General features: G+C 69.9%; 19 protein-coding genes. 6 read left to right on the top strand and 13 right to left on the bottom strand.

Features of this window, described 5'->3' with window-relative positions:
• Positions 1 to 182: 182 nt before the first annotated feature.
• Genes CIK71_RS07320 through CIK71_RS07365 form a run of 10 tightly spaced genes read right to left on the bottom strand, consistent with a single transcriptional unit; the run spans position 183 to position 12,162 of the window.
• Positions 183 to 1,118: a dienelactone hydrolase family protein gene (locus CIK71_RS07320; RefSeq protein ID WP_096164542.1), complete on the bottom strand. Its 936-nt coding sequence runs from the start codon at positions 1,116 to 1,118 to the stop codon at positions 183 to 185.
• Complete coding sequence (locus CIK71_RS07325; protein WP_141393700.1) at positions 1,115 to 2,536, bottom strand: pectate lyase family protein; 1,422 nt, start codon at positions 2,534 to 2,536, stop codon at positions 1,115 to 1,117. The genes CIK71_RS07320 and CIK71_RS07325 overlap by 4 nt, the downstream gene beginning before the upstream one ends.
• A gap of 47 nt (positions 2,537 to 2,583) precedes the next feature.
• Positions 2,584 to 4,080, bottom strand: a complete 1,497-nt coding sequence (locus CIK71_RS07330) for a pectate lyase family protein (protein ID WP_096164544.1) — start codon at positions 4,078 to 4,080, stop codon at positions 2,584 to 2,586.
• A gap of 23 nt (positions 4,081 to 4,103) precedes the next feature.
• Complete coding sequence (locus CIK71_RS07335) at positions 4,104 to 6,137, bottom strand: pectinesterase family protein (RefSeq protein WP_176485581.1); 2,034 nt, start codon at positions 6,135 to 6,137, stop codon at positions 4,104 to 4,106.
• Positions 6,138 to 6,183: 46 nt separating this feature from the next.
• Positions 6,184 to 7,158 (bottom strand): carbohydrate ABC transporter permease, encoded by a 975-nt coding sequence (locus CIK71_RS07340; protein ID WP_245857381.1) that lies wholly within the window; start codon positions 7,156 to 7,158, stop codon positions 6,184 to 6,186.
• Complete coding sequence (locus tag CIK71_RS07345; RefSeq protein WP_096164546.1) at positions 7,155 to 7,613, bottom strand: DUF4064 domain-containing protein; 459 nt, start codon at positions 7,611 to 7,613, stop codon at positions 7,155 to 7,157. Before CIK71_RS07345 ends, CIK71_RS07340 begins: the two co-directional genes overlap by 4 nt.
• A complete protein-coding gene (locus CIK71_RS07350; protein WP_096164547.1) occupies positions 7,597 to 8,892 on the bottom strand; it encodes a glycoside hydrolase family 28 protein in 1,296 nt (431 codons plus the stop codon). Before CIK71_RS07350 ends, CIK71_RS07345 begins: the two co-directional genes overlap by 17 nt.
• A gap of 29 nt (positions 8,893 to 8,921) precedes the next feature.
• Positions 8,922 to 10,424, bottom strand: coding sequence for an extracellular solute-binding protein (locus tag CIK71_RS07355; protein ID WP_096164548.1), 1,503 nt, complete (start codon positions 10,422 to 10,424; stop codon positions 8,922 to 8,924).
• Complete coding sequence (locus tag CIK71_RS07360) at positions 10,421 to 11,152, bottom strand: YesL family protein (protein ID WP_096164549.1); 732 nt, start codon at positions 11,150 to 11,152, stop codon at positions 10,421 to 10,423. The genes CIK71_RS07355 and CIK71_RS07360 overlap by 4 nt, the downstream gene beginning before the upstream one ends.
• Positions 11,152 to 12,162: an ABC transporter permease gene (locus CIK71_RS07365; protein ID WP_096164550.1), complete on the bottom strand. Its 1,011-nt coding sequence runs from the start codon at positions 12,160 to 12,162 to the stop codon at positions 11,152 to 11,154. The genes CIK71_RS07360 and CIK71_RS07365 overlap by 1 nt, the downstream gene beginning before the upstream one ends.
• A gap of 375 nt (positions 12,163 to 12,537) precedes the next feature.
• Here CIK71_RS07365 and CIK71_RS07370 point away from each other — a divergent pair, with 375 nt between their 5' ends.
• The 3 genes from CIK71_RS07370 to CIK71_RS07380 are packed head-to-tail and all read left to right on the top strand — an operon-like array spanning position 12,538 to position 16,885.
• Positions 12,538 to 14,127, top strand: a complete 1,590-nt coding sequence (locus tag CIK71_RS07370; protein ID WP_096164551.1) for a glycoside hydrolase family 43 protein — start codon at positions 12,538 to 12,540, stop codon at positions 14,125 to 14,127.
• Positions 14,127 to 16,106: a DUF6807 family protein gene (locus tag CIK71_RS07375; protein WP_096164552.1), complete on the top strand. Its 1,980-nt coding sequence runs from the start codon at positions 14,127 to 14,129 to the stop codon at positions 16,104 to 16,106. Before CIK71_RS07370 ends, CIK71_RS07375 begins: the two co-directional genes overlap by 1 nt.
• Positions 16,107 to 16,129: 23 nt before the next feature.
• A complete protein-coding gene (locus CIK71_RS07380; RefSeq protein ID WP_096164553.1) occupies positions 16,130 to 16,885 on the top strand; it encodes a rhamnogalacturonan acetylesterase in 756 nt (251 codons plus the stop codon).
• Here CIK71_RS07380 and CIK71_RS07385 read toward each other — a convergent pair.
• The 3 genes from CIK71_RS07385 to arfA all read right to left on the bottom strand — a co-directional run bounded on the left by CIK71_RS07385 (position 16,850) and on the right by arfA (position 21,100).
• Positions 16,850 to 17,698, bottom strand: a complete 849-nt coding sequence (locus tag CIK71_RS07385; protein ID WP_096164554.1) for a sugar phosphate isomerase/epimerase family protein — start codon at positions 17,696 to 17,698, stop codon at positions 16,850 to 16,852. The genes CIK71_RS07380 and CIK71_RS07385 overlap by 36 nt on opposite strands.
• Positions 17,699 to 17,871: 173 nt before the next feature.
• Positions 17,872 to 19,515, bottom strand: a complete 1,644-nt coding sequence (locus CIK71_RS07390; protein ID WP_217990152.1) for an alpha-N-arabinofuranosidase — start codon at positions 19,513 to 19,515, stop codon at positions 17,872 to 17,874.
• Between the two features lie 61 nt (positions 19,516 to 19,576).
• On the bottom strand, positions 19,577 to 21,100 hold the full coding sequence (arfA, locus tag CIK71_RS07395) for an arabinosylfuranosidase ArfA (RefSeq protein ID WP_096164556.1): 1,524 nt from the start codon (positions 21,098 to 21,100) through the stop codon (positions 19,577 to 19,579).
• Positions 21,101 to 21,341: 241 nt separating this feature from the next.
• On the opposite strand from arfA, the gene CIK71_RS07400 reads away from it, so the two are divergent.
• The 3 genes from CIK71_RS07400 to CIK71_RS07410 are packed head-to-tail and all read left to right on the top strand — an operon-like array spanning position 21,342 to position 23,883.
• On the top strand, positions 21,342 to 22,499 hold the full coding sequence (locus tag CIK71_RS07400) for a LacI family DNA-binding transcriptional regulator (RefSeq protein WP_096164557.1): 1,158 nt from the start codon (positions 21,342 to 21,344) through the stop codon (positions 22,497 to 22,499).
• On the top strand, positions 22,496 to 23,299 hold the full coding sequence (locus CIK71_RS07405) for a thymidylate synthase (RefSeq protein ID WP_096164558.1): 804 nt from the start codon (positions 22,496 to 22,498) through the stop codon (positions 23,297 to 23,299). The genes CIK71_RS07400 and CIK71_RS07405 overlap by 4 nt, the downstream gene beginning before the upstream one ends.
• Complete coding sequence (locus CIK71_RS07410; protein ID WP_096164559.1) at positions 23,299 to 23,883, top strand: dihydrofolate reductase; 585 nt, start codon at positions 23,299 to 23,301, stop codon at positions 23,881 to 23,883. The genes CIK71_RS07405 and CIK71_RS07410 overlap by 1 nt, the downstream gene beginning before the upstream one ends.
• The last annotated feature ends 40 nt before the right edge of the window (positions 23,884 to 23,923 follow it).

A 23,923-nucleotide genomic window follows, 5' to 3' on the forward strand; every position in this document is an offset into this window, starting at 1 on the left:
CAATCGTTGAACGGTCAGGGTCTCAAGAGTCGGGTGTCGCGCGCGGCGCAGGGGCCGCAGCAGCGTTCACAGCATTCACGGTACGGCAGGAGAGGCCTCCGAACCGCGCTCATGCCGTAAAGGCCACGTTTGTCACGGCGATCCGCGCCTGCGGCCGACGGTCTCCCGCGGCCGACGACTGCTCAGCCCAGTCGCTGCACCAGCGCCTCGAGGGACCGCTCGGCGCGGAACGCATGCCCGGCGTCGGTGACGACGAGCTCCGGCGCGGGCGCCCCCATCGCCTCCCAGACCGGGGCGAGCTGCGCGAAGGAGCGTCGGGTCGCCTCGATCGGGAAGATGTGGTCGCGCTCCCCCGCCTCCAGCACCAGCGGACGCGGGGCGATGAGAGCGGCGATGTCCGCCATCTCGAGGTCCGGAAGCACTCCGGGGATGATGTTGCAGGGGCAGTGCCGGATCGAGCACAGGCTCGCCTCGAAGCTGCAGAAATAGCTCGCGACCAGGGCTCCCGCGATCGTCGGATCCGCTGCCGCCAGGAGCAGGGAGACCGCTCCGCCGCCGGATCCGCCGGCCACGCCCACCCGCTGCGGATCCACGCCGGGCAGTCGGCGCAGGGCGTGCACTGCGGCCTGGGCGTCGGCCGCTCGAGCCCCCATCAGCGGCTGCCCGCGCAGCAGATACCGCGCCGCGTCGATGCCGCAGGAGTTCTCCGTCGGCTCGTAGGGCACCGCGCCGGCAGGCCGTGGGAAGCGCCGACGACCGAAGCTGATCATCTCCGGGCACAGCACCGTCAGCCCGGCCCGGACCAGCTTGTGGGCGAGGCCGTCGTGGTAGTCGTCGGCCGGATCCGTGGCCACCAGATCGTCGATGCCGCCGCCATGTCCGGCCACGAGCACCACCGCGGCGCCGGTGGCGACCTCCGGGGCCGGGCGCAGGAGGAAGGCGGGGATCGCCTCTCCGTCGGCCGTGACCAGGCGCGTCGTGATCGCACCGTGCTCGTCGGCCGGGGCGGCGCCGTCCGCTTCCTCCACCAGATGCGCGCTGTCGTCGCCGGGCGTGGGCATCGCGAGGCCGAGCAGGCCGCGCAGCCGTTCTCGTCGGCTCTCGGGGGTGATCATCATGAGCGGCAGTCTGCCCCGATCCGGCCGCGCACGGGCCCGAAGCGGGGACCGGACCATGACTGGACCGCGGCGTCCACGCGGGTGACCTCGTCGACGCAGGCGCGCAGAGCGGGCTCCCAGGAGGTGTCCTCCGCCAGCTGCGAGTCCTCAGGGGCCTGGGCGTTGTAGGCCTCGCGCAGGTCCACCTCACGGCGGTCCACGAGGTTCCCATGGGTGGCGATCTCCGTGCCCTTGAGCACCGAGATCAGGTCGCCGGGCTCGGCCGCGCCGCCGGTGGTGAAGCTGTTCGCCTCGACCCACAGGTGCGAGTCGTAGCCGACACCGAGGGAGTATCCGTAGCCCACGGTCTGGTCCTCGCTGATGGCGTAGTGGTTGTTGTAGACGTCGACCTGCCCGAACCGCACTCGCGGGGCGCGCTGGCCCACGCCCTCGTACAGGTTGTGGTGGAAGGTCGCCCGGAGCCTGCCGGGGTCGCCCCGATCAGGGCTGTCGGTCGAGCCGACCAGGGTCAGCTTGTCGTGGTCTCGGAAGGTGTTCCAGCTGACGGTGACCAGGTCCGAGCCGTTGGTGAGGTCCAGCGCTCCGTCATGACGCTGATAGATCCGCCCGAAGTAGCTCGGCAGCTGGTCGTCCGTCATCGGCTCGTCGGTGAAGGCGTTGTGGTCCACCCAGATGTTCGTGGAGCCGTCCACGATCCTCACGCTGTCGTACTCGCTGTTCCAGTTGCCGTCGGCGCCGTCGGTCGGGTCCCAGGAGGGGAAGCAGTCGTAGGTGTCGGCGAACTCCAGGTTGCGCAGGATGACGTTGTCGACGCCCTTCACCGAGAGCGATGCCCCGGTGAATCCCGCGCCGCCGGTCGCGCCGATGATCGTGGTGTTCGACGGGACGGGGACGGCGATCAGGGCGCTCTGCTTCGCGGCCGCCGCCCGACGGCTGTCCTCCTGGGCGCCCTCGGGCTCACGATCGGTTCCCCAGGTCTCGGGGTCGTAGGCCTCCAGATAGGCGTCGAGGTCGAACCCGGTGCCCGCGGCGAGCTCCTCGCAGGTGATCGGAGCTCCGTCCTCGTCCGCGTTCATCGGGATGTTCCCGTGCACGCGGACGATCGCGGGCTCGTCGCCGGCGCTGTCGAGGGCGGCGAGCAGCTCGCTGCGCGTGGAGACGTCGTACACGTGCTCGGAGGAGGCGGCCGAGCCGCCCGTGGTGCCGCCGTCCGCGCTCCCCCAGCCGTCGCCGTCGCCGAGCACCTGACGCTCCGTGATCGCCGTGGCCCGCGCGGCGTCGGCGGTGGGGGCTGCGGCAGCGACGCCCGGCACCGTGGCTACCAGGGCGGCCGCGGCGGCGACGCAGGCGAGGTGTCGGCCTGTGCTGGCCAGGCTGGTCAGGCCGTGCAGGGGTCGCGGGGACGTGCGGATGATCATGATCTTCCTCGATCTGTCGTCAGGGGGCAGGGAACAGGCGGCTGAACTCATGTGCGCGGGTCGGAGACCTCGTGGGGCCCACCGCGCATCACCACGTCCGCGAGCAGGAGGCTGTCGTCGAGGGACCGCAGCGGATAGGCCGGAGCCTCTCCTCCCTGCGCCTCGTCGTACGCGTTCTCCAGCGTGAGGGCGCGGAGGGAGACGTCCTGGGCGAGCACCGTGACCGTCGCCCAGTCGTGTGCGGGTTTGTCATACGTGACCACGACGTCCTCGGGGTTCCCTGATGCCCCGCGGATCACGAGACCGTCGCAGCCGGGCCACAGCGAGAGGACTTCCCGATAGACGCCGGGATGGACGACGATCTCGACCTCGTGCGGGCTCCGCCAGGCGGCACCGATCGCCGCGTGGATCGAGGCGAGATCGCCGCTGTCGTCCTGGGCCACATGGAGAGTGCGCGGAATGTGCTCTCTGCGGGCGTGCGGCCCGGCATCGCGGGACAGCAGGTCTCGTACCGCGTCGACGGGATCGAGCTCGTAGTCGTAGTGATCAGCCGGGTCCGCCTCGATGCCGGTGTCCTCCCAGCTGCCCCAGGAGCCCGCGTTCAGGTTGCCGTTCTGGGCGACCCGGGAGAGTTCATCGCTCGTTCCGATCGGGTTGCGGACGGAGTCGAAGACACTGTGCTCGACGAGCAGCTGGGTGGCCCCACGCGACGCCATGCCGTAGGAGCTCGCACCCTCCAGCCAGCAGTTGTAGACGTGCCCGATCTTCACCTGGTCGATGCTGCCGTTGCGCTGATGCACGTTGGAGAAGCGGTTGTGGTGCAGGGTGAGGGTGGTGACGAGGTCATCGGTCCAGCCCACTCCGAGTGTCTTGTTGTGGTCACGGAAGACGGACCACGACACGGTGACGTTCGTGGAGTTCTTGCGGATGTCGACCTGGCCGTCCCCCAGCCGAGCGAACTCGCAGTGATCGATCCACACATGGTGCGAGGTGTCCACGCGGATGCCGTCATTGTCGTTGGTATAGAACTTCCCGTCCCAGTCGCCCGCGACGAAGGAGTCGCGGACGGTGAGGTTGCGGATCACGACGTTGGACACCTCGGGAAGGCGCAGACCGCCGCCGACGAGCTCTGCCCCACGGCTGATCCCGAGGATGCTCGTGTTCGATGCGACGTCGGTCATCGTGCCCACCGGGAAGGCGATCGTGCCCTCGACGAGGACGATCGTCGGTTCCTCCGCGCCGACGGCGCCGGCGAACTCCTCGGCGGAGCCGACGGTGACCACGCGACCACCGAGACCACCGGTGGTGCCGTGCGGCAGCTCGTCGGTGGGGAGGGCCGCGAAGCCCGTCGCGTGCGGGGACCAGATGCGTCCGGACGCCGTCGAGCGGCCTGCCGGGACGCGCATGAGGCGCAGCAGCTCGTCGGCCGGGGATCGTGACTCCCGGGGCCGCGCGATGGCGGGGTTCGCGGCGCCGAGGAGAGCGGCACCGCTGAGGGTGAGACCGGCGAGGGCCGGCAGAGCCCGACGGGGGATGGAGTGCATGATCGTCCTTGATCTGTGAGGGGTCAGGCCCAGGGGGCCCAGTCGTCGGCGCCGAGCAGATAGGTCTCGCGGGTGTGGTTCGCGGCCTCCTGCTCGGTGAGCTGTGGGCGGCCCTCGGCATCGCCCGGCCCCGCGCCGGGGCCCGTGTTTCCGTATTCGCGCAGGAAGTCGTCCTGCCAGGGCCAGCCGCCCATGTCTGACCATGCCGGGGTCCGTATGTGCGCACCGAGGTGCGAGTCGCGCACGACGGCCGCCGGTTCGACCTCGGGATCGCTGCTGGGATGCCAGGGTCGTCCGAGGTGGACGGTCCCGGGAGCCGCAGCGGAGGTGAAACGGCAGTTCACGAACAGCAGGCCCCGCTCGCCCCCTGCAGTGCTCGGGGCGCAGACGTACCCGTTGTTCTCCTCTCCGCGGTCGAACGAGCTGATCTCGCAGTCCTCGAGCACCATCGTGGCCCGGCCGTAGATGAAGTCGACATCGCCCTCGAGGAACGATCCCGTGACATAGACCCGGCCGGCATGGTCCTTCGAGGGCGTCTCGGCGAGGAACGTGTCCTGGTTGCCGAGCAGTCGTACGCCGTCGAGCAGGATCCGGTCCCCGACCGTGCGGAGCGCCTGCGCCTGGCTTCCCCCGTGGGCGGCTTCGTCGTAGCCGTTCTCGACCGTCAGATCGCGGAGCGTCACGTCGTCGGCCAGCACGGCGAGCGTGGCCGCCCCTGTCGCGCTGAAGTCGCCGCCGTAGAACTTCTCGGTGCCCGCGGAGAGGTCGTAGGTCAGACGGACGTCCTCCGCGACGCCGGTCTCCCCGCGCAGCACGAGCCCCGCCGGGGCACCCGGCCAGATCCGGACGATCTCCCGGTACGTGCCCGGAGCGACGACGATCTCGGCAGGGGCTGCGGAGCGCCATGCAGCCCCGACCGCAGCCCCGATGCTGGCGACATCACCCGTGCCGTCCAGGGCGACGCGGATCCGGCGCGCGGCCCGCTCGCGTCGTGCATGCGGCCCGGCGTGCTTCGTGACGATCCCGGTGAGGTCGTCGAGGGGTTCGGCAGCGTACGAGTAGTGGTCCGACGGCTCGAAGGTGGGGCCCGTGTGGTCCTTCCGGCCGCGGATCGAGGTGAACCGATTGCCGCGGGAGTCGACCCGGGACTGCGGATCCTTCGCGACGATCGCATCCTCGCCGTTCTCGTAGAGGCAGGACTCCACGACCAGCTGCGAGGCGCCGCGCGACATGGTCCCGTACTGGCCCTGCCCCTGGAACACGCAGCTGTAGAGGTGCCCGGCGGCGACGTTGTCGATGCTCGCATTGCGCTGATACGTGTTCGAGAACCAGTTGTGGTGCAAAGTGATCGTGGTCAGGACGTTCTCCGTCCAGCCGACGCCCACCGTCTTGTTGTGGTCGCGGAACACGCACCAGGAGATCGTGACGTTCGTGGAGTCCTTCCGGACATCCACCGTCCCGTCGCCCAGACGCATGAACTCGCAGTGGTCGATCCAGACATGGTGCGAGGTGTCCACGCGGACGCCGTCGTTGTCGTTGTCGTCGCTCTTCCCGTCCCAGTCCCCCGGCACATAGGAATCACGGAAGGTGAGGTTGCGGATCACGACGTTCGCGACACGGTCGAGGTGGAATCCTCCGCCCACGATCTCCGCGCCTCGGCTCACGCCGAGGATGCTGGTGTCCGCGGAGACCTTGAGGGTGGTCCCGAACGGCTCGATGGTGACCGTCCCCTCCACGAGCACGACCGTCGGCCCGTCCCGGAGCACCGCCTCGGCGAGCGCCTGTGCATCCTGGACCACGACGACGTCACCGCCGAGACCTCCGATCGCTCCGTCCGGTGCGTCCGGAGTGCTCACGCCGGCGAAGCCCGTGGCCTGCGGGGACCAGACGGGGCCATCCTCCGTTCCTCTGCCCGGAGGGACACGCATCGTCGTCAGGACCTCGCTCCCTGTGCTCGGGGAGGTCGGCGCGGCGGTCGCAGGAGCGAGGGGGACGAGCGTCGTCGCGGAGGCGACTCCCAGGGCGGCGGCGAACTGGCGGCGAGACACGGAAGGCATGATCATCCTCGATCTGTCGTGGCGAACTGCGTGGGCGGGTCGGTGGTCAGCCCTTCACGGAGCCGATGAGGGCGCCCTTGACGAAGAAGCGCTGGATGAACGGGTAGACCATGAGCATCGGCAGGGTGGCCACGGTGATCACGGCCATCTTCACGGACTGCGCCGGAGGCACCACGTCCACGGCCGAGGCGTCGGCGTTGACGCCGCTGGCCACGATGACGATCTGGCGCAGCAGCACCTGGATCGGCCACTTCGAGGAGTCGTTGATGTAGAGCACCGCATGCATGTAGGTGTTCCAGTAGGTGACTCCGTAGAACAGGCCGATGGTGGCGATCGAGGCGACCGACAGCGGCAGCACGATCCGCACGAACACGCCGAACTCGGAGCAGCCGTCGATGCGCGCGGCCTCCTCGAGGCTGTCCGGGATGCCCTGGAAGAAGTTCCGCATGATCACGAAGTTGAAGGCGTTCACGGTCACCGGCAGCACCAGCGCCCACAGGGAGTCCAGCAGCCCCAGCTTCGAGACCACGATGAACGTGGGGATCATGCCGCCGCTGAACAGCATGGTGAAGATGACCATGAAGTTGATGACCCGTCGGCCCATCAGGTACGGCTTGGCCAGGGCGTAGGCCATCAGGGCCGTGACCACGAGGCTGAGCAGGGTGCCGCCGACGGTGACGATCGTGGAGACGCCCATCGCCCGGAAGATGGTGGGCGTGGACAGGATGTAGCGGTAGGCATCAAGGGTGACCTCGCGCGGGACCAGCAGGAAGTTGCTGGTGGCCAGCTCGCCCGGCGTCGCGAAGGAGCTCGCGAACACGTGGACGAACGGGATCAGGCAGATCAGCGAGAAGCCGCTGAGGATGATCACGTTGACCACCCGGAACCCCTGCTCGCCCGGGGTGAGCCGACGCGCTGTGGGCTTCTTGGGCTTTGTGGGCCTCACCGGCGCGGGCGGCGGGCTGCCGAGCACGGCCTTGGCCGCGTCGTCGGTCGCGGGGCTGGAGGAGGTGGTGGTCATGAGGGGCTCCCATCGGTGACCGTGCGCAGGGCGAACAGTCCGGCGCTGACGAAGAACACGAAAGCGATCGGGTAGAGGATCAGCTGGCTGCCCAGCAGGCAGGCGAGGCCTGCCGCGAGGAACCACCAGCCGGTGCTGCGGCGCGAGGGCCGACGACGGGCGAAGAAGATGCCCACCACGGACAGCAGCAGGACGACGATCAGGGTCACCCCGAACCACGCCCCGAGGGTGCGGCCCGCCTCGTACGCCTGGTCCAGGCCCATGCCGGACTCGGTGCCCAGCAGGCTCGGCAGGATGACGCGCTCGAAGGTGGGGGCATCGGCCTGGTTCATCACCAGGGAGAATCCGCCGAGGCCGACGGTGGAGAGCACCATCGCGATCCCGACCAGCCACAGCTCCGCAGTGCGGCGGATCCGGGTCGCGGGCCTTCGACGCGTCTCAGCGATGACGCTCATCACTCCCCCTCACGTCGAGCTCGAGGTCCTCGCAGGCGGTCGCGGTGACGGCCTCGCCGTCGGCCCCGGAGACCCGTACGCGGCTGAGCTCCCCGCCCCGGACGAATCCGAGCTCGATCCCCGAGCGGGTGCGCGGCTCGACGCCCGAGGCCATCTCGGGCGAGGCCGCCCGGGGCTCCGCGGCGAAGGAGACGGTCAGATCGTGGATCGAGAGGTCCGCCAACGGAGCCTCGGGAAGTCCGTAGAGGTGCCCGGCCGAGGCATGGACGTTGCGGGCGGTGAGGTGGGCCAGGTGCAGGCCGCGGATCTGCGGGGTCCCTGCGTCGACGGGTCGCATGGAGCGGTCCCCGACATGGGTGTCCTTCCCGTCGGGCCCGCAGAAGTAGAAGGGATTCACGGTGATCGGGCACAGCACGTCGTCCATGACGATGTTCGTCACCCGCACGTCCTCGACGGTCCCGCCGCGGTCCCGGCGGGTCTTCACCCGGATCCCGCGATCGGTGCCCTGGAAGACGCAGTTGCTGATCACGACGTTGCGCACGCCGCCGCTCATCTCGCTGCCGATCACCACCCCGCCGTGGCCACGGACCATCGTGCAGCCCGTGATCACGATGTTCTCGCTGGCCACCCGGCTCGGGGTGCGCTCCGTGCCGGCCTTGATCGCGATGCAGTCGTCGCCCACATCGATGTGGCAGTCGCTGATGCGCACGTTGCGGCAGGACTCGGGATCGATGCCGTCGGTGTTCGGGGAATCGGCCGGGTTGCTGATGCGCACGTTCGTGATCGTCACGTCGTCGCACAGCGCCGGGTGCACCGTCCAGGCCGGCGAGTTGCGCAGCGCCACGTCACGGATCGTGACCCGCTCGCACTCGTGCAGACCGATCAGCGTGGGCCGCGGATGCGCGAGCTCGCCACGACGGTGCAGGAACGTGTCCCACCAGGCGGCCCCTCCCCCGTCGAGCGTGCCGAAGCCGGTGATCGCCACGTCCGTCGCACCGTGGGCGTACAGGCACGGCGAGTGCACGGTGCCCACCGCGCCCTCCCAGCGCGCCTCGACCGCGGGATACAGCTCCGGCTCCGGCACGAACTGCAGCACGGCGCCGGCCTCGAGATGCAGGTCGATGCCGGAGCGCAGGCGCAGCGCCCCAGTGCGGTGGGTCCCGGCGGGGACCCGCACCTGACCGCCGCCGCGACCGGCCGCCTCGTCGATGGCGTCCTGCAGCCACGCCGTCGCCAGTTCGGGGGCTGGGGCGTGTTCGATGATCTCCACGGTGGGCACGGAGGCGACCTTTCGCGAGCGGTAGGGGATCAGTCGTTGAACTTCTCGTACGCCTCGGTGTACTCCGAGATGATGTCGTCCAGGCCCTGCGAGCGGACGGTCTCGATGGCGGACTCGTAATCGGCCATCGAGGCCTGGCCCATCATGAAGTTGTTGTACGCGTCCTGGATCGTCTGCTCGATCGTCGCCCACTGGGAGTTGAAGGTCTCCGAGTTCAGCGACTGGACCGGGTTCGTGATCGCGTACTGCGAGCTCTCTTCCATCATCTCGTTGGCGAGGTTCACGTACGGGTCCGAGGACTTGTAGGTGAACGCGTTCTCCGCCAGGCGGGAGCTCGAGTACGGCTGCACCTCCTGCTCCCACAGCCCCTGGTCGATGATCGTGACCGCGCCGTCGCCGTCGATCTCGTAGTGGGTGCCCTCGATGCCGTTGGTCATCAGTCCGTGGGCCTCCTCGGTCATCAGGGCATCCGCGTAGCCGAGCACCCGGCGCACGTCCTCCTCGGTCTTCACCGTCTGGGTGGACAGGGCCAGCAGGCCGCCCACGCCGCCGCCGGTGTCCGAGACGATCCGGCGCGGCACGTCCTCGAAGGTGATGTCATTGATGAGGGTCCACTCGACCGACGTGTCGGGGTTGATCGACTCCGCGAGGGCCACGTAGTTCTTCGCCTCGAACAGACCGGTCACGACGATGCCGCCCTTGTCCTGGGCGATCGCCTGCTGCTGATTCTCCTTCTGGGTGGTGATGAACTCCTGGTTCACGCCGCCGGCCTCGAACACGCCGCGGTACCACTCCATCGCCTCCTTCCAGGGATCGCTGATGATCGCGGGGATGATCGTCCCGGAGTCGTCCAGCTGGAAGGTCTCGCCGGCGCCGAAGTAGCCGGCGAGCGACCGGAAGCCGACCTTGAAGCTCTCCTCGCGGTCGATGAACCCGGTGACGGACTTCCCGGTGCCCGTCGGGTCGCCCTCGGCGAAGGCCTTCGCGACCTTGCCGAGATCCTCGATGGTGTGAGGCACCTCGAGCCCCAGCTCGTCCAGCCAGTCCTGCCGGATCAGCACTCCGTAACGCGCGAGGATCTTCTGGAACGGCACCCCGTACAGCACACCGTCCAGGCGGGCGCCGTCCAGGATCGTCGAATCGATGTCCTTGAGATGGTCGAACTCGGACAGGAACGGCTCGACGTCCCAGAACAGCCCCGACGTCACACCGCTGCGGATGGAGGAGTTGTTCAGCTCCGTGATCGAGGTGACGTCCGCGACGGAGCCGGAGGCGAGCGCCGCGTTGATCTTCTCCTCCTTGGAGGCGTCGGGCACCCACTGCATCGTGAAGTCGGTGCCGAGGAGATCGGTCAGCCCCTTCTGCACCGGGCCGCTCGCATCCGGAGTGCTCGGCGTGTGCAGCATCGCCATCCAGGTGAGCGGGTCGTCGCCGCCGCCTGAACTGCCCGAGCTGCTGCCGCACGAGGAGAGGGCGAGGGCGCCTGCTGCGGCGACGGGCACGGAGGAGAGGAGATTCCTGCGAGAGATCATGCCGGGGTTCCTTTCTGAAGGGTGGTCGCTCGGTCGGAGGCCGACGGTGAGCGGCGCGGGAGCGCGTCGGTGCGCTCCGCGGAACGCGCTGCGATGCGCGGGAGACGAGCGGTGCGGGAAGGAGCCGGATCGGCCTCGAGATCCCGCAGGATGCGACGGCAGATCGCCGCGAAGACGACGGCGGGCAGGGCCACGCCGAACAGGGCCAGCAGCGGCACGGCGAAGCGGATCATCAGTCCGTAGCCCGCGAGCACCGCCGTGGTGCCAAGGATGGTCCAGTGCAGGGAGCCGAGGCCCAGCAGCAGTGCGCCCGAGAGCTGCGCCCGCAGGCCGCGCAGGTCCATCGCGGCCATCACGAAGAACACGTGCACGGCGATGATCCAGAGCACGGCGAGCGCCAGGAGGTTCGCGGCCCGCAGGTACCAGTCGGTGAGGCCGAGCAGGTTCACCAGGATCACGGCGCCGGCGGCCTGCAGGATCAGCCCCATCTGCACCGGATGCCAGCGCAGTTCCCGGGCGTACCGGAAGAACGTCGAGGCGGCGGGCGGGGTCTCACCGTGGCGGAACCAGCGGTCGAGGTACTTCGCCAGGGCATAGCTGGCAGGACCCGCGCCGAGCACGCCGAGTCCGAGCACCGTCACCGCGAGCCAGAGGATGTTCAGCCAGGCCAGGCGCCAGAACCCGGTGAGCCACCGGTTCAGCGTCACGAACTGCTCGAATCCGAACATCAGTACACGCCCTCTTCGCCGAGCTTCTTGGCGAAGGTGTTCGCGCCCATCACCAGGACGAGTCCCACCAGGCCCTTGAACAGCCCCACGGCGGTGGCGAAGCTGAGCTGCCCGTTCTGGATGCCGGCCGTGTAGACGAAGGTGTCGAAGATTTCGCCGACCTCACGATTCATCGAGTTCAGCAGCAGGAACATGTGCTCGAAGCCGAGCTCGAGGAAGTCGCCGATGGAGAGGATGAACAGCACGATGATGGTCGCGCGGATGGCGGGCAGGGTGATGTGCCAGGTCTGCTGCCAGCGGTTCGCGCCGTCGATCTCCGCGGCCTCGTACAGGCTCATGCCCACCGCGGTCAGCGCGGCCAGGTAGACGATCGTGCCCCAGCCGGCGGTGCGCCACACGTGCTGGAAGACGTACATCGGGCGCAGCCAGTCGGGATCGGTGAGGAAGCCGACGGGCTCGCCGCCGAGGGAGACGATGAGGTTGTTGATCGCGCCGCCGTCGGTCGTGAGCATCACGTAGAACAGCGAGACCACGATGACCCACGACATGAAGTGGGGGATGTAGATGATGGTCTGCACGCTGCGCTTGAAGACGATGCCGCGCAGCTCGTTCAGCAGCAGGGCCAGGATGATCGGCACCGGGAACGAGATGAGCATCAGCAGGAACGACAGGAACAGCGTGTTGCGCAGGAGCATGAAGAAGGTGTCCTGCGTGAACAGCCGCACGAAGTGCTCGAAGCCCACCCATGGGCTGTCCAGGATCCCCAGGAACGGCTTGTAGTCCTGGAAGGCGATGATCAGGCCGCCCATCGGGAGGTACTTGAACACCAGGAAGTACACGATCCCGGGCAGGGCCATCAGGTAGAGCGAGCGGTAGCGCCAGAGCGTCCTGCCCAGCGGCTTCCGGGGCATGGGGAGCGGCGCCGGAGCCGAGGCCTCGGCGCCCGGGGTCGCGGTCGCCGCGAGCACCGGGGAGCTCATCCGGGGGTCACCTGCGGGGTCAGCCACCATTGGCCATCCTTGCTCATCGTTGGGCGTTCGCACCGTCGGGCACTGACGAGAAACCGTTCCACGGGAAACCGGTTCCCGACTGAGGCCCAGTGTGCTGTCGCCGCCGACGGCTGTCAACGACTTCGTCGAGATCCGCCGCAGCCCAGACACCCACGGACGCCGCGCTCCCATTCATGCATGCAGGTCAGAGCCACATCACAGTTCGGTCTCGCTGGAGCGCTCGCGGCGCCCGTCGTCCACAGTCGTCCCGGACCACCCCGTCGGAGCCCCTGGTACTGTCTGATCTCGGCCGGGAGAAACCGGTTCCCCGCTGTCGCTCCGCGGTCTCCGGATCCGGCGCGCCGACACTCAGCACCCCAACCCGGAGGAGACCTCGTGGAGCATCGCGCGAACCCCGTCCTCGATGCGGACTGGCCCGACCCCGACGTGATCCGCGTGGGCGACGAGTTCTGGATGATCGCCTCGAGCTTCCAGCGCGCCCCGGGGCTCCCGGTGCTGCGCTCGACGAACCTGGTGGACTGGGAGCACGTCACCAACGCGCTGCCCGCCCTAGTCCCGGCGGAGCACTACGCGCTCCCCCGTCGCGGCAGCGGGGTCTGGGCGCCATCGCTGCGTGAGCACGAGGGCACCTTCTTCCTCGTCTACCCCGACCCCGATCACGGGATCTTCGTGCTCGACGCCCCGCATCCCGCCGGCCCGTGGAGCGCGCCGCGGCTCCTGCTTCCCGGGCACGGCCTGATCGATCCGTGCCCGCTGTGGGACGACGACGGCCGGGCGTATCTCGTGCACGGCTGGGCCCGCTCACGAGCCCGCGTCAAGAACCGGCTCTCGCTGCTCGAGGTCACCCCCGACCTCACCGCTCCCCTGTCGACCTCGCAGATCATCATCGACGGAGCGGCCATCCCCGACATGCTCACGCTCGAGGGCCCCAAGGCGTACCGGCACGACGGCTGGTACTGGATCTACGCGCCCGCAGGCGGGGTGGCCGACGGCTATCAGGTGGTGTTCCGCTCCCGTGACCTGCGCGGCCCCTACGAGCATCGGATCGTGCTCGAGCAGGATTCGACCCCCGTCAACGGTCCCCATCAGGGCGCGCTCGTGGACGACCCCGCCGGCGGGTGGTGGTTCGTGCACTTCCAGGACCGCGGGGTGTTCGGCCGGGTCACCCATGTGCAGCCGGTGCAGTTCGACGCCGAGGGCTGGCCGCACCTGGGCGAGCGCATCGACGATGTCCGGGGCAGGCCGGTCGCCGTCGTGCCCCCGCTCGAGGGCGATGCCGGTGCCGGTGCCGACGAGGACGCCCCCGATGCCCTCTACCGCGAACCCCGGCGCTCCGACGACTTCCGTTCCGCGCAGCTCCACCCCCGCTGGCACTGGCAGGCCAATCCGCAACCGCACTGGTGGCGCACCGGCACCGGACGTCTGGACCTCGCCTTCGCGCCCAGCCCCCGCGGTGACCTGCGGGACCAGGGCGCGATCCTCTGCCAGCAGCTGCCGGGACAGCCCTCGGACTGGACGGTCGAGCTGAGCCTGCCCGGCGTCGCGACCTCCGCCGCGATCGGCACCGAGCGGGCGGGAGTCGTCGTCCTGGGCTCGTCCTACGCCTGGGCGGGACTGCGGCGCGACGCCGACGGCATCGCGCTCGCGCACGCCACCATGGCGGCCGACGGCGCCGACGAGGTCGTCTCCACGCACCGCCTGCTCAGCGCGGATCCCGGGGCGGAGGCAGAGGTGCGCCTGCACCTCACGGTCGACGCGGAAGGACGGGTCTCCTTCGCCGCATCCGGGGCGGAGATCGGGCAGCAGGACGTGCTGCTGTCAGACTGGCAGGCGACCAAGGGGCACTGGATCGGCGCCGAGATCGGGCTGTTCGCGACCGTCGACTCCCCGATGAGTCATGATCTCTCCGAGCGCCGGGCACACTTCGGCCCGGTGACCGTACGACGAGAGGGACGTGAGGCCTGATGGCTCGAGCCGGCGGAGGACCGACGATCACGCAGGTCGCGGAGGCCGCGGGGGTCTCGCGCGCCACCGTGTCCCGGGTGCTCAACGGCCGCCCCAGCGTGGACCCGTCGATCGGGGTGCGCGTCAGGGAGGCCGCCGACAGGCTGCAGTACCGTCCGAACCTCACGGCCCGCTATCTCTCCACCGGCCGCACCCTCACGATCGCCCTGGTCATCCCCGATCTCGGCAATCCCATGTTCCAGACCATCCTGCGCAGCCTGTCCCGCGCCGCCGAGGCCGACGGCTACAGCGTGCTCGTCGCCGAGGCCCCCTCGCCCGAGCGCGAGGCGGCCATCGCCCGGGATGCCCGTCGACGGTGCGATGCGGTGGTGCTGGTCTCGCCGCGCATGGACGATCTCGCGCTGGACGACCTGGTCGAGCAGATCTCGCCCGTCGTGCTCGTCAACCGTCGCTCGGCCCACCCGCGCATCGCGTCGGTCGGCATCGACTACGCGGCCGGCATGAGCCAGCTGGTGGCCCATCTCGCGGGCTTCGGCCACCGGGACCTGCTGTATGTGGCCGGGCCGCCTCGCAGCTCCGCGAACCGGGAGCGGCTCCGGGCGCTGAACGCCCTAGCCGACGCCGACCCGTCGCTCTCGCTGCGTTCGATCCACGGCGGCTCATCGATGGCCGACGGCTACCGGGTGGCCGAGCAGGTGCTCGACTCCGGCGCCACGGCGGCGCTGGCGTTCAACGATCTCGCGGCCTTCGGGCTGCTCGCGCGGCTGAACGAGTTCGGCGTCGACGTGCCCGGCGATCTGTCCGTCACCGGCTTCGACGGCATCACGCTGACCCGCTTCGCGGTGCCGAGCCTGACCACGGTCGCCCAAGAGGAGCTCGACGCCGGAGCGGTCGCGTGGGGCCTCCTGCGCAGCCGCATCGAGGGCTCGGGCTCCAAGGGCTCAGACGCCGAGGGCTCGTCCGCTGCGGAGAGCTCCCGCCGCGTGCTGCTCGAGCCGCAGATCCTGCGGGGCGACAGCACCGGGAGGGTGCCGCCGTCGCGGATCCCGGCCGCGTCGACCCGTCCCGCACGCACCGCGGCCGACGCCGTCGCGCTCGAGGACAAGCCGCTGGGATGGGTGCGGGAGGGTCGCGACTGGACCCTGATGCACGGAGGGGTGCTGCTCTCCGCGGCGCTGACCGGAGCGTCGATGGCCCCGGTGCACAGCCCGAGACCCCACCTGCACCCCGTGCGCTCGCTCGCCGGCCACGCGATGACGGTCACCAACCCGGTCGACCATCGCCACCATTTCGGGGTGTCGCTCGCGCTCCCCGACGTCAACGGCACCACCTACTGGGGCGGCCGCACCTATGTCGAGGGCCAGGGGCCGACGCTCCTGGCCAACCAGGGCCGCCAGGAGTCGCTCGCGGAGGAGCTCACCGAGAACGGCCGTGACCTGCACGCCGAGGTGCGGTGGCGCACTCACGACGGGTCGGACGTGCTGCTCGAGCATCGTCGGACCGGCGCGTTCCTGCTGCCCGAGCACCGAGGATGGGGCCTGTCGTGGCACAGCCGCCTCGAGGCGGATTCCGGGGCGCTGCACCTGAACAGCCCCGCCACCCGCGGCCGGCTGGGCGCCGGCTACGGCGGTCTGTTCTGGCGCCTGCCCACTGCGGACGAGACCCGCATCGTGGTCGAGGGCGGCCGAGGAGAATCCATCGCCCACGGCTCGACCAGCGAGTTCATCGTGGTCAGCCGACGCCACGGCGAGGACTGGACGAGCCTGCTGCTGGTCCAGGACGAGGCGATCCAGGGGCGGATCGATCCGTGGTTCGTGCGGGTCATGGACTACGTCGGCGTCGGCACGAGCCTGGCGTGGTCGCAGCAGCGGGACATCCCCGCCGACGACTCGCTCGAGGTGAGGGTCCGGGCCGCCGTGCTGGATCATCTGGTCAGCGCCGACGAGGTCGCCGGGATCATCGCGGCGATGCCCGCGTGATCCCCGTGAGCCCCATGAGTCCCATGAGTTCCCGGGCGCGACCGCTGCGCGTGGTCCTCGCCGGGGACTCGACCGTCGCGCCGTATGTGGCGACCGCGTACCCGATGTGCGGTTGGGGTGCGCATCTGGGGGCCGCGCTGACAGCTCGTGTCGTCGCCTCCGCACCCGACGTCGGCCCGGTGCACGTGGTCGACCTCGCCAAGAACGGCGCCTCGACGCAGAGCCACCGCGAGGACGGCCTGTGGGCGGGGGTGCTCGATGCGGCCGGTACCGGGGACGTCGTCGTGATCCAGTTCGGCCACAACGATCCCAAGCGCGAGCTCCTCGACCCCTGGGGCGGATACACCGCGGCGCTGGACCGGATGGTGGCCGAGGTGCGAGCGCTCGGAGCGCTCCCGGTGCTGTGCACCCCGGTCGCTCGTCGCCACTACGCCGACGGTGCGCTGCTGCACACCCACGGCGAGTATCCCGCGGCCGTCATCGCCCTCGCGGAGCGCCGGGACGTGCCCCTGCTGGACCTGAACGCCCGGACCCGCGAACTCATCGAATCCCTCGGCGAGGAGCCCTCACGGCGCCTGTTCACGCAGCTCCCCGCCGGCGCGAGCGCCCTCTACCCCGACGGGATCGAGGACAACACGCACTTCACGGTCGACGGTGCGATCACCGTCGCCGAGATCGTCGCCGAGCTGCTCACGCCGACCGTGCTGCGCGCCCTCGCCGCGCCGGGCCCCGCCCCGGACGGATCACGCTCCCGCGACGGCGCGATCCAGCCGCGCTGAGATGTCGGCGAGGACCTCGTCGACCGGCTGCTCGGCGAGGGACTTCATGAACGGCTCGACCTTCACCGGACCGCTGTAGCCGGCCGCGTGGACGGCGCCCATGAAGCCCTCGAGGTCGATGACCCCGGTGTCGTAGGGCAGGCGGCGGTCGAGGTCCTGCTGCTCATCGCGCTCGCGGTCGGCGCGCGCGTCGTTGATGTCCACCGAGACGATGTCGGTATCGGTGAGGCCCGCGAGGTCCGCGGCGCTCTCCTCGGCGGTGTACCAGTGGTAGCTGTCCAGGATGATCCCGACGTTGGTGGCGCCGGAGTCCGCGATCAGCTCGCGCGCCTCGCGCAGGGAGTGGATGAACGGGAAGCGCTCGGTGGACCAGAAGGTCTTGGGCCCGATGTACTCCAGGCCGATGCGCAGGCCGGCGTCGGCCAGCAGCTCGGCGACCAGCGCCAGACGCCCCACGTGCAGGCGCCAGTTGCGCAGGTAGTCCAGGTCGTCGTGCATCGGCCGCATCCAGGTGCCCACGCGGGTGACTCCCGCGGCGGTGAGCAGCTCGAGGGCCTCCGGGAGGTCGACGAGTGCCTGGCGGAACTCGGCCGCGGAGCCGTCCAGCGGGACGGGCAGTCCGGTCATGCCCCATTCCAGGCCCTTATCGCGCACGGCGGCGGCGTGCTCGGCGACCGCCGTGGTGCTGCCGAGCGAGCGGAAGTATCCGAGGTCCGGGTCGACGCCGCCGAAGCCGTGCTTCGCCGCGAGGTCGATCGAGGTGGTGTGGTCCAGGGGAAGGCCGAGTGCGCCGGCCGAGAGATTCGAGAACATCCGGAAAGCCTATTCGCGATTCCTTCCCACGTGGTGATTCGGCACACAGCGTCCACCTGCTGGGATCAGCGGGGCGCTGCGCCGACCTTCCGTCGTCGGCCGCGATACGAGGCCCGCCCGGGAGTGCCCCGGGCGGGCCTCGTTGTACGAGTACGCGGTGCGGCGAGCGCCGGTCAGTCAGCTAGCTGCAGCTCCACGGTCGCGAAGGAATGCGGCGGCAGCGTGACCTCGAGGCCGCGCTCATGCGCGCGCACGTCCGAGAGCTCGGCGGGGGCGACCGCATCGGGCTGCTCGGGGGTGTTGTGCGCAGCGGAGCTCGCGCCGGTGAGGACGCGTGCGGTGTGGCCGGTGACCGAGCGTCCGCGCAGGTCGAGCACGAGCGTGCGGGGCTCGGCCGCATCGAGGTTCGACAGCGAGACCAGGGCCGTCGCGCCGGTGGTGGACGCTGAGGCGGAGATCATCGGCAGGGCGCGCCCGTCGACCTCGGCGGGCTCCTCCGGCAGCAGCACGTGGGCGTCGAGCGCGCGGGCGTCCTGGTGCCCGGCGTTCATCGCGAACACGTGGTACGTCGGGGTGAGCACGAGAGCGCCCGACTCAGGATCGGTGAGGATCATCGCCTGCAGCACGTTCACGGTCTGGGCGATATTGGCCATGATCAGGCGATCCGCGTGGCGATGGAAGCCATCGAAGTGGATCGAGGCGACCAGGGCGTCGCGCACGGTGTTCTGCTGGTACAGGAAACCGGGATTCGTGCCGGGCTCGACGTTCCACCAGGTGCCCCACTCGTCGAACACCAGACCCACCTTCTTGTGCGGGTCGTAGTGGTCCATGACGGTGGAGTGGCGCGCAACGAGCTCCTCGGCGCGCGCGGCACGGGAGAGCGTGCGATACCACTCCTCCTGGCTGAACTCGGTGGCGCTCCCCTTGTCCTCCCACGGGCCGGACATCGTGTAGTAGTGCATCGAGATCGCCTGGTAGGGGCCGGCCTCGCCGTCCCGACCCTCGAGGTTCTTCACCGCACGCATGAGCGCCTCGGTCCAGGCGAAGTCGTCGTCGCTCGCGCCGGCGGCGATCCGGGTGACTGTATTTCCTGGGTCACCGCCCTGGTCACGCACGTACGTGGAGTACTGGCGGGCGAGGGCCGCGTAGTCCTCGGCGCGCATGTTGCCGCCGCAGCCCCAGGCCTCGTTGCCGATGCCGAAGAACGGAACCTTCCACGGCTCGTCACGTCCGTTCTCGCGGCGCAGCGAGGCCATCGGCGAGTCATCCGCGCGCGTGAGGTACTCGATCCACTCGCTCATCTCCGCCACGGTGCCGGAGCCGACGTTCCCGTTGACGTACGCCTCGGTGTCCAGCAGCTCCACGAGGTCCATGAACTCATGGGTGCCGAAGGAGTTGTCCTCGACGATGTCGCCCCAATGGGAGTTCACCATCCGTGGGCGCTCCTCGCGGGGGCCGATGCCGTCCTTCCAGTGATAGTCGTCCGCGAAGCAGCCGCCGGGCCAGCGCAGGTTGGGGATCCGCAGGGCACGCAGCGCGGCGACCACGTCATCTCGGATGCCGCGGGTGTTCGGGAGCGCCGAGTCCTCGCCGACGAAGAACCCCTCGTAGATGCAGCGGCCCAGGTGCTCGGCGAAATGGCCGTAGAGATGCCGGCTGATCGTGGCTCCGGGCAGGTCCAGGTCGATCACCACGCGGGCGGGGCCGTCGGTCGGGGCACTGCCGGGGCCGGTCGAGGTGTCGGGGCTGGTCCCGGTGGTGGTCGCGCTCAGCGCGGAGACCAGCCCGGTGGCGAGGTCACGAGAGGGGGTGGTCACGAGAATCTCCTGGGGCGAGGTGGACGTGGCAGTGAGGGTGACGGGCGGCGATCAGGAGCGATCAGGAGGTGGCCCGCGCGAGGCGGACCAGGGTCCAGGAGATCGAGGGCAGCTCGCCGGTCAGGCGCCCGCCGTCGAGCGCGACCGAGGAGTTCGGCTGCGGGGCGACGGTGTCGGGGGCATCGGCCGAGTTCGCGGCGTACGGGTCCTCGTGGTGCAGGGTGAGGGCCTCGACGAGCTCGAGGTCGCCGAAGGCGCCGAGGTCCACGCCGAGCTCGAGCGTCCCGGAGGCGTCGCGGTTCACGACGAACAGTGCGAGGTCCCCGGACTCCTCGTCCCAGGTGGCGACGGCGTCGGCCGACGCACTGGTGCCGAAGCGCTGGTTCTCGAAGGTCGGAGCCTCGACGGTGACCTGCAGCACCTCGCCCTTCGCGAAGCGGGAGGTGAGCGCGAAGGGGTGGAAGGTGCTCTGCTTCCAGGCGCGACCGCCGGGCTCAGTCATGATCGGGGCGATCACATTGACCAGCTGGGCGAGCGAGGCGGAGGCGACGCGGTCGCTGTGCCGCAGCAGCGAGATGAGCAGGTTGCCGAAGACCACGGCGTCCATCGCGGAGTAGATGTCCTCGAGCAGCACCGGGGCGACGGGCCAGTCGTCGCCGCTGGGCGGGCGGGACTCGGCGCGGTGCTGGTACCAGACGTTCCACTCGTCGAAGCTGATCATGATGCGCTTGTCGCGCTTGAGCTTGGCGCGCACGTGATCCGCGGTGGCGACGACGGAGTCGATGAAGTAGTCCATGTCGTCGGCCGAGGCGAGGAAGGAGGCCTGGTCGCCGTCCTTCTCCGAGTAGTAGACGTGGGCCGAGATCATGTCCACGACGTCGTACGCCTCGGTGAGGACCGTGTTCTCCCAGGCCGCGAAGGTCTCCATCTGCGCGTTCGAGGACCCGCAGGCGATCAGCTCCAGGTCGGGATCCTCCATGCGCATGGCACGGGCGGTCTCGGTCGCGACCCGGGCGTACTCCTCCGCGTTCTTGTGGCCGATCTGCCAGGGGCCGTCCATCTCGTTGCCCAGGCACCACAGACGGATGTCGTGGGACTCGGAGGCACCGGTGTTGGCCACGCGCTGGTCGGAGAGATGGGTGCCGGCGGGAGCGTTGGCGTACTCGAGCACGTCGAGGGCCTCCTGCACACCGCGCGTGCCGAGGTTGACCGCGTACATCGGCTCGACGCCGGCCTTCCGCGCCCAGGTCATGAACTCGTCCAGACCCACGGTGTTGGGGTCGCTCGAGTGCCAGGCCAGGTCGTGGCGCGCGGGACGCTCGTCGACCGGGCCCACACCGTCCTCCCAGCGGTAGCCGGAGACGAAGTTCCCGCCCGGGTAGCGCACGGAGCTCACGCCGAGCTCGCGGGTGAGCTCGAGGACGTCGGTGCGGAAGCCGTCGGCGTCGGCCGACGGATGGCCCGGTTCGTGGATTCCCGTGTACACGCAGCGGCCGAGGTGCTCGACGAAGGCGCCGAAGGTGCGGCGACGCACGGGGGCGACGCGGAAGGCGGGGTTCAAAGTCAGGGTGACGTGCGAAGACATCGGTGTCGGCGTCCTTATCGGGGAGGGGCACCGGTTCGTGCGCGACTGTGCGACGACCAGTTCTACAACGTTGCAAACCAGCTTTCCACAGCCCGGCCCCCGCGTCAACGGCCCGCGCCGGCCTGGGCCGCGGCGGAGGGCGCGCCGCGGACGCACGAGGCGGCGCGAGGCGGGTGGCGTCGATCCCTCCGCTCCCGCTCATCCGTGCCCTTGCGCGGCCTTCAGTGCAAGAATCGACCGCATGCCCCTGCACCCCTCGACCGGCCGCAAGCGCCCTCCGGCGCTGCGCGACGTCGCCGACCTCGCGGGCGTCTCGATCAAGACGGTCTCCAACGTCGTCAACGACTACCCCCACGTGAAGGACTCGACCCGCGAGAAGGTGCGCGAAGCGATCCTGCAGGTCGGCTACCGTCCGCAGGTCGCGGCCCAGCAGCTGCGCACCGGCGCCTCCAAGATGGTCACCCTCGCGGTGCCGGCACTGACGTTCTCCTACTTCTCCGATCTCGCCCAGCAGTTCATCGACGAGGCCCAGCTGCGCGGCCAGACCGTCGTCCTGCACTCCACCTCCGGCGGCCGCGAGGCCGAGCGCACCGTGCTCGAGGGCTTCAATCGGGTGGTCGGCGACGGCGTGATCTTCAATCCGCTGCTGATCGAGGAGGACGTGTTCGCCCGCATGGAGCGGACCACGCAGCCCACGGTCTTCATCGGCGAGCATCTTCCCGAGAAGCTTCCCCAGGGCAGCGATTACGTGCGGATCGACAACGTCGCTGCGGCCTTCGAGGCGACGACGCATCTGCTCGACACGGGCCGACGCCGCATCGCGTTCCTCGGCGCGATCGCCACCAGGCACGGCCTGCAGCCCCACAGCTCGGGCAATCTCCGCCGCGACGGGTACCGCGCCGCACTGCGGCAGCACGGGGTCGCCCCCGAGGAGGATCTCGTGCAGGCGGTCGCCGACTGGCATCGCCACGACGGCTTCTCCGGGGCGGCCGAGCTCATGGCCAGGCGGCCGGACCTCGACGCGATCGTCTGCGGCAACGACGACCTCGCGATCGGAGTTCTCGCCCAGCTGCGTCGCCTCGGCCGGCGAGTGCCGGAGGACATCGCCGTGGTCGGCTACGACGACACCCCGGACGCCCCGTTCGCCTCGCCGCCGCTGACCACGATCTCGCCGGACAAGCATTCCCTCGCCGCGACGGCACTGGATCTGCTGACCGAGCGCATCCAGGGGCACGACGGCCCGCCCCGGATCCTGGACACCCCGTACTCGCTGGTGATCCGCGAGTCGACGGGGCCGGCGACGGCGAGCACCGCCGCGTCGGTCGCGTCGTCCGCACCGGACGCAGCGTCAGCACTGACCGCACCAACCACCTCCGACCTCGAGGAGCACGCCCCGTGACCATCCCGACCCCGTACGAGGACCTCCTGCGCGAGGTCATGGAGACCGGCAACGCCAAGGGCGACCGCACCGGCACCGGCACCCGCAGCCTGTTCGGCAAGCAGATCCGCTTCGACCTCGCCCAGGGCTTCCCGCTGATCACCACGAAGCGCGTGCACACCCGCTCGATCATCCTCGAGCTGCTGTGGTTCCTGCGCGGCGACACCAACGTGCGCTGGCTGCAGGAGCGCGGGGTGAGCATCTGGGACGAATGGGCCGACGAGAACGGCGATCTCGGCCCGGTCTACGGTGCGCAGTGGCGCTCCTGGCCCACCCCCGAGGGCGGCGTGATCGACCAGATCAGCGACGTCGTCGAGCAGATCCGCACCCACCCCGACTCACGGCGCCTGCTGGTCTCCGCCTGGAATCCGGCCGACATCCCGCAGATGGCGCTCGCCCCCTGCCATGCGCTGTTCCAGTTCGAGGTGCACGACGGCAAGCTCTCCTGCCAGCTGTACCAGCGCAGCGCCGACCTGTTCCTCGGCGTGCCCTTCAACATCGCCAGCTACGCCCTGCTCACGCACATGATCGCCCAGCAGACCGATCTCGAGGTGGGCGACTTCGTGTGGACCGGCGGCGACTGCCACATCTATGACAACCACGTCGAGCAGGTGACCCGTCAGCTCTCGCGCGACCCCTTCCCGTACCCGACGCTGCGGATCACACGCCGGCCGGAGTCGATCCTGGACTACGAGCTCGAGGACTTCGAGATCGAGAACTACCAGCACCACAAGGGCATCAAGGCCCCGGTGGCCGTCTGATGGTGCAGAGCCCCTCCCGCATCGGGCTGATCTGGGCGCAGGCCCGCGGCGGCGTGATCGGCGCTGGCGGCACCATGCCCTGGCACCTGCCCGAGGACCTGAAGCATTTCTCGCGCACCACCAAGGGCTCGCCCGTGGTGATGGGCCGACGCACCTGGCAGTCGTTCCCAGCGAAGTTCCGCCCGCTGCCCGGACGGACGAACATCGTTATCACGCGGGACGACTCCTTCACCGACGAGGGGGCCGTGCGGGCGCGTGACCTGACCGAGGCGCTGCGGATCGCTCACGGCGCCCTGGGTGCGCAGGCCGACGGGGCCGATGCGGCGACCGGCAGCGCCGAGGGTTCGCACGGCCCGGACGGGCCCCACCCGACGATCTGGGTGATCGGCGGCGGCTCCATCTACCGCGAGGCGATCGGCGACGCGGACCTGCTGGTCGTCACCGAGATCGACCTCGAGGTCGACGGGGACACCACCGCCCCCGACGTGCCGGACCACTTCTACGCGGCCACTACCGATCCGACCGCAGGCTGGCACGAGGCCGCGAACGGGTTGCGTTACCGGATCGTCACCTACGCGCGCTGAGCACGTCCGCGTCGGGGCCCGTCGGGGCCCGTTGAGTGCC

Source organism: Brachybacterium alimentarium, from assembly GCF_002332425.1.
Classification (GTDB): domain Bacteria; phylum Actinomycetota; class Actinomycetes; order Actinomycetales; family Dermabacteraceae; genus Brachybacterium; species Brachybacterium alimentarium.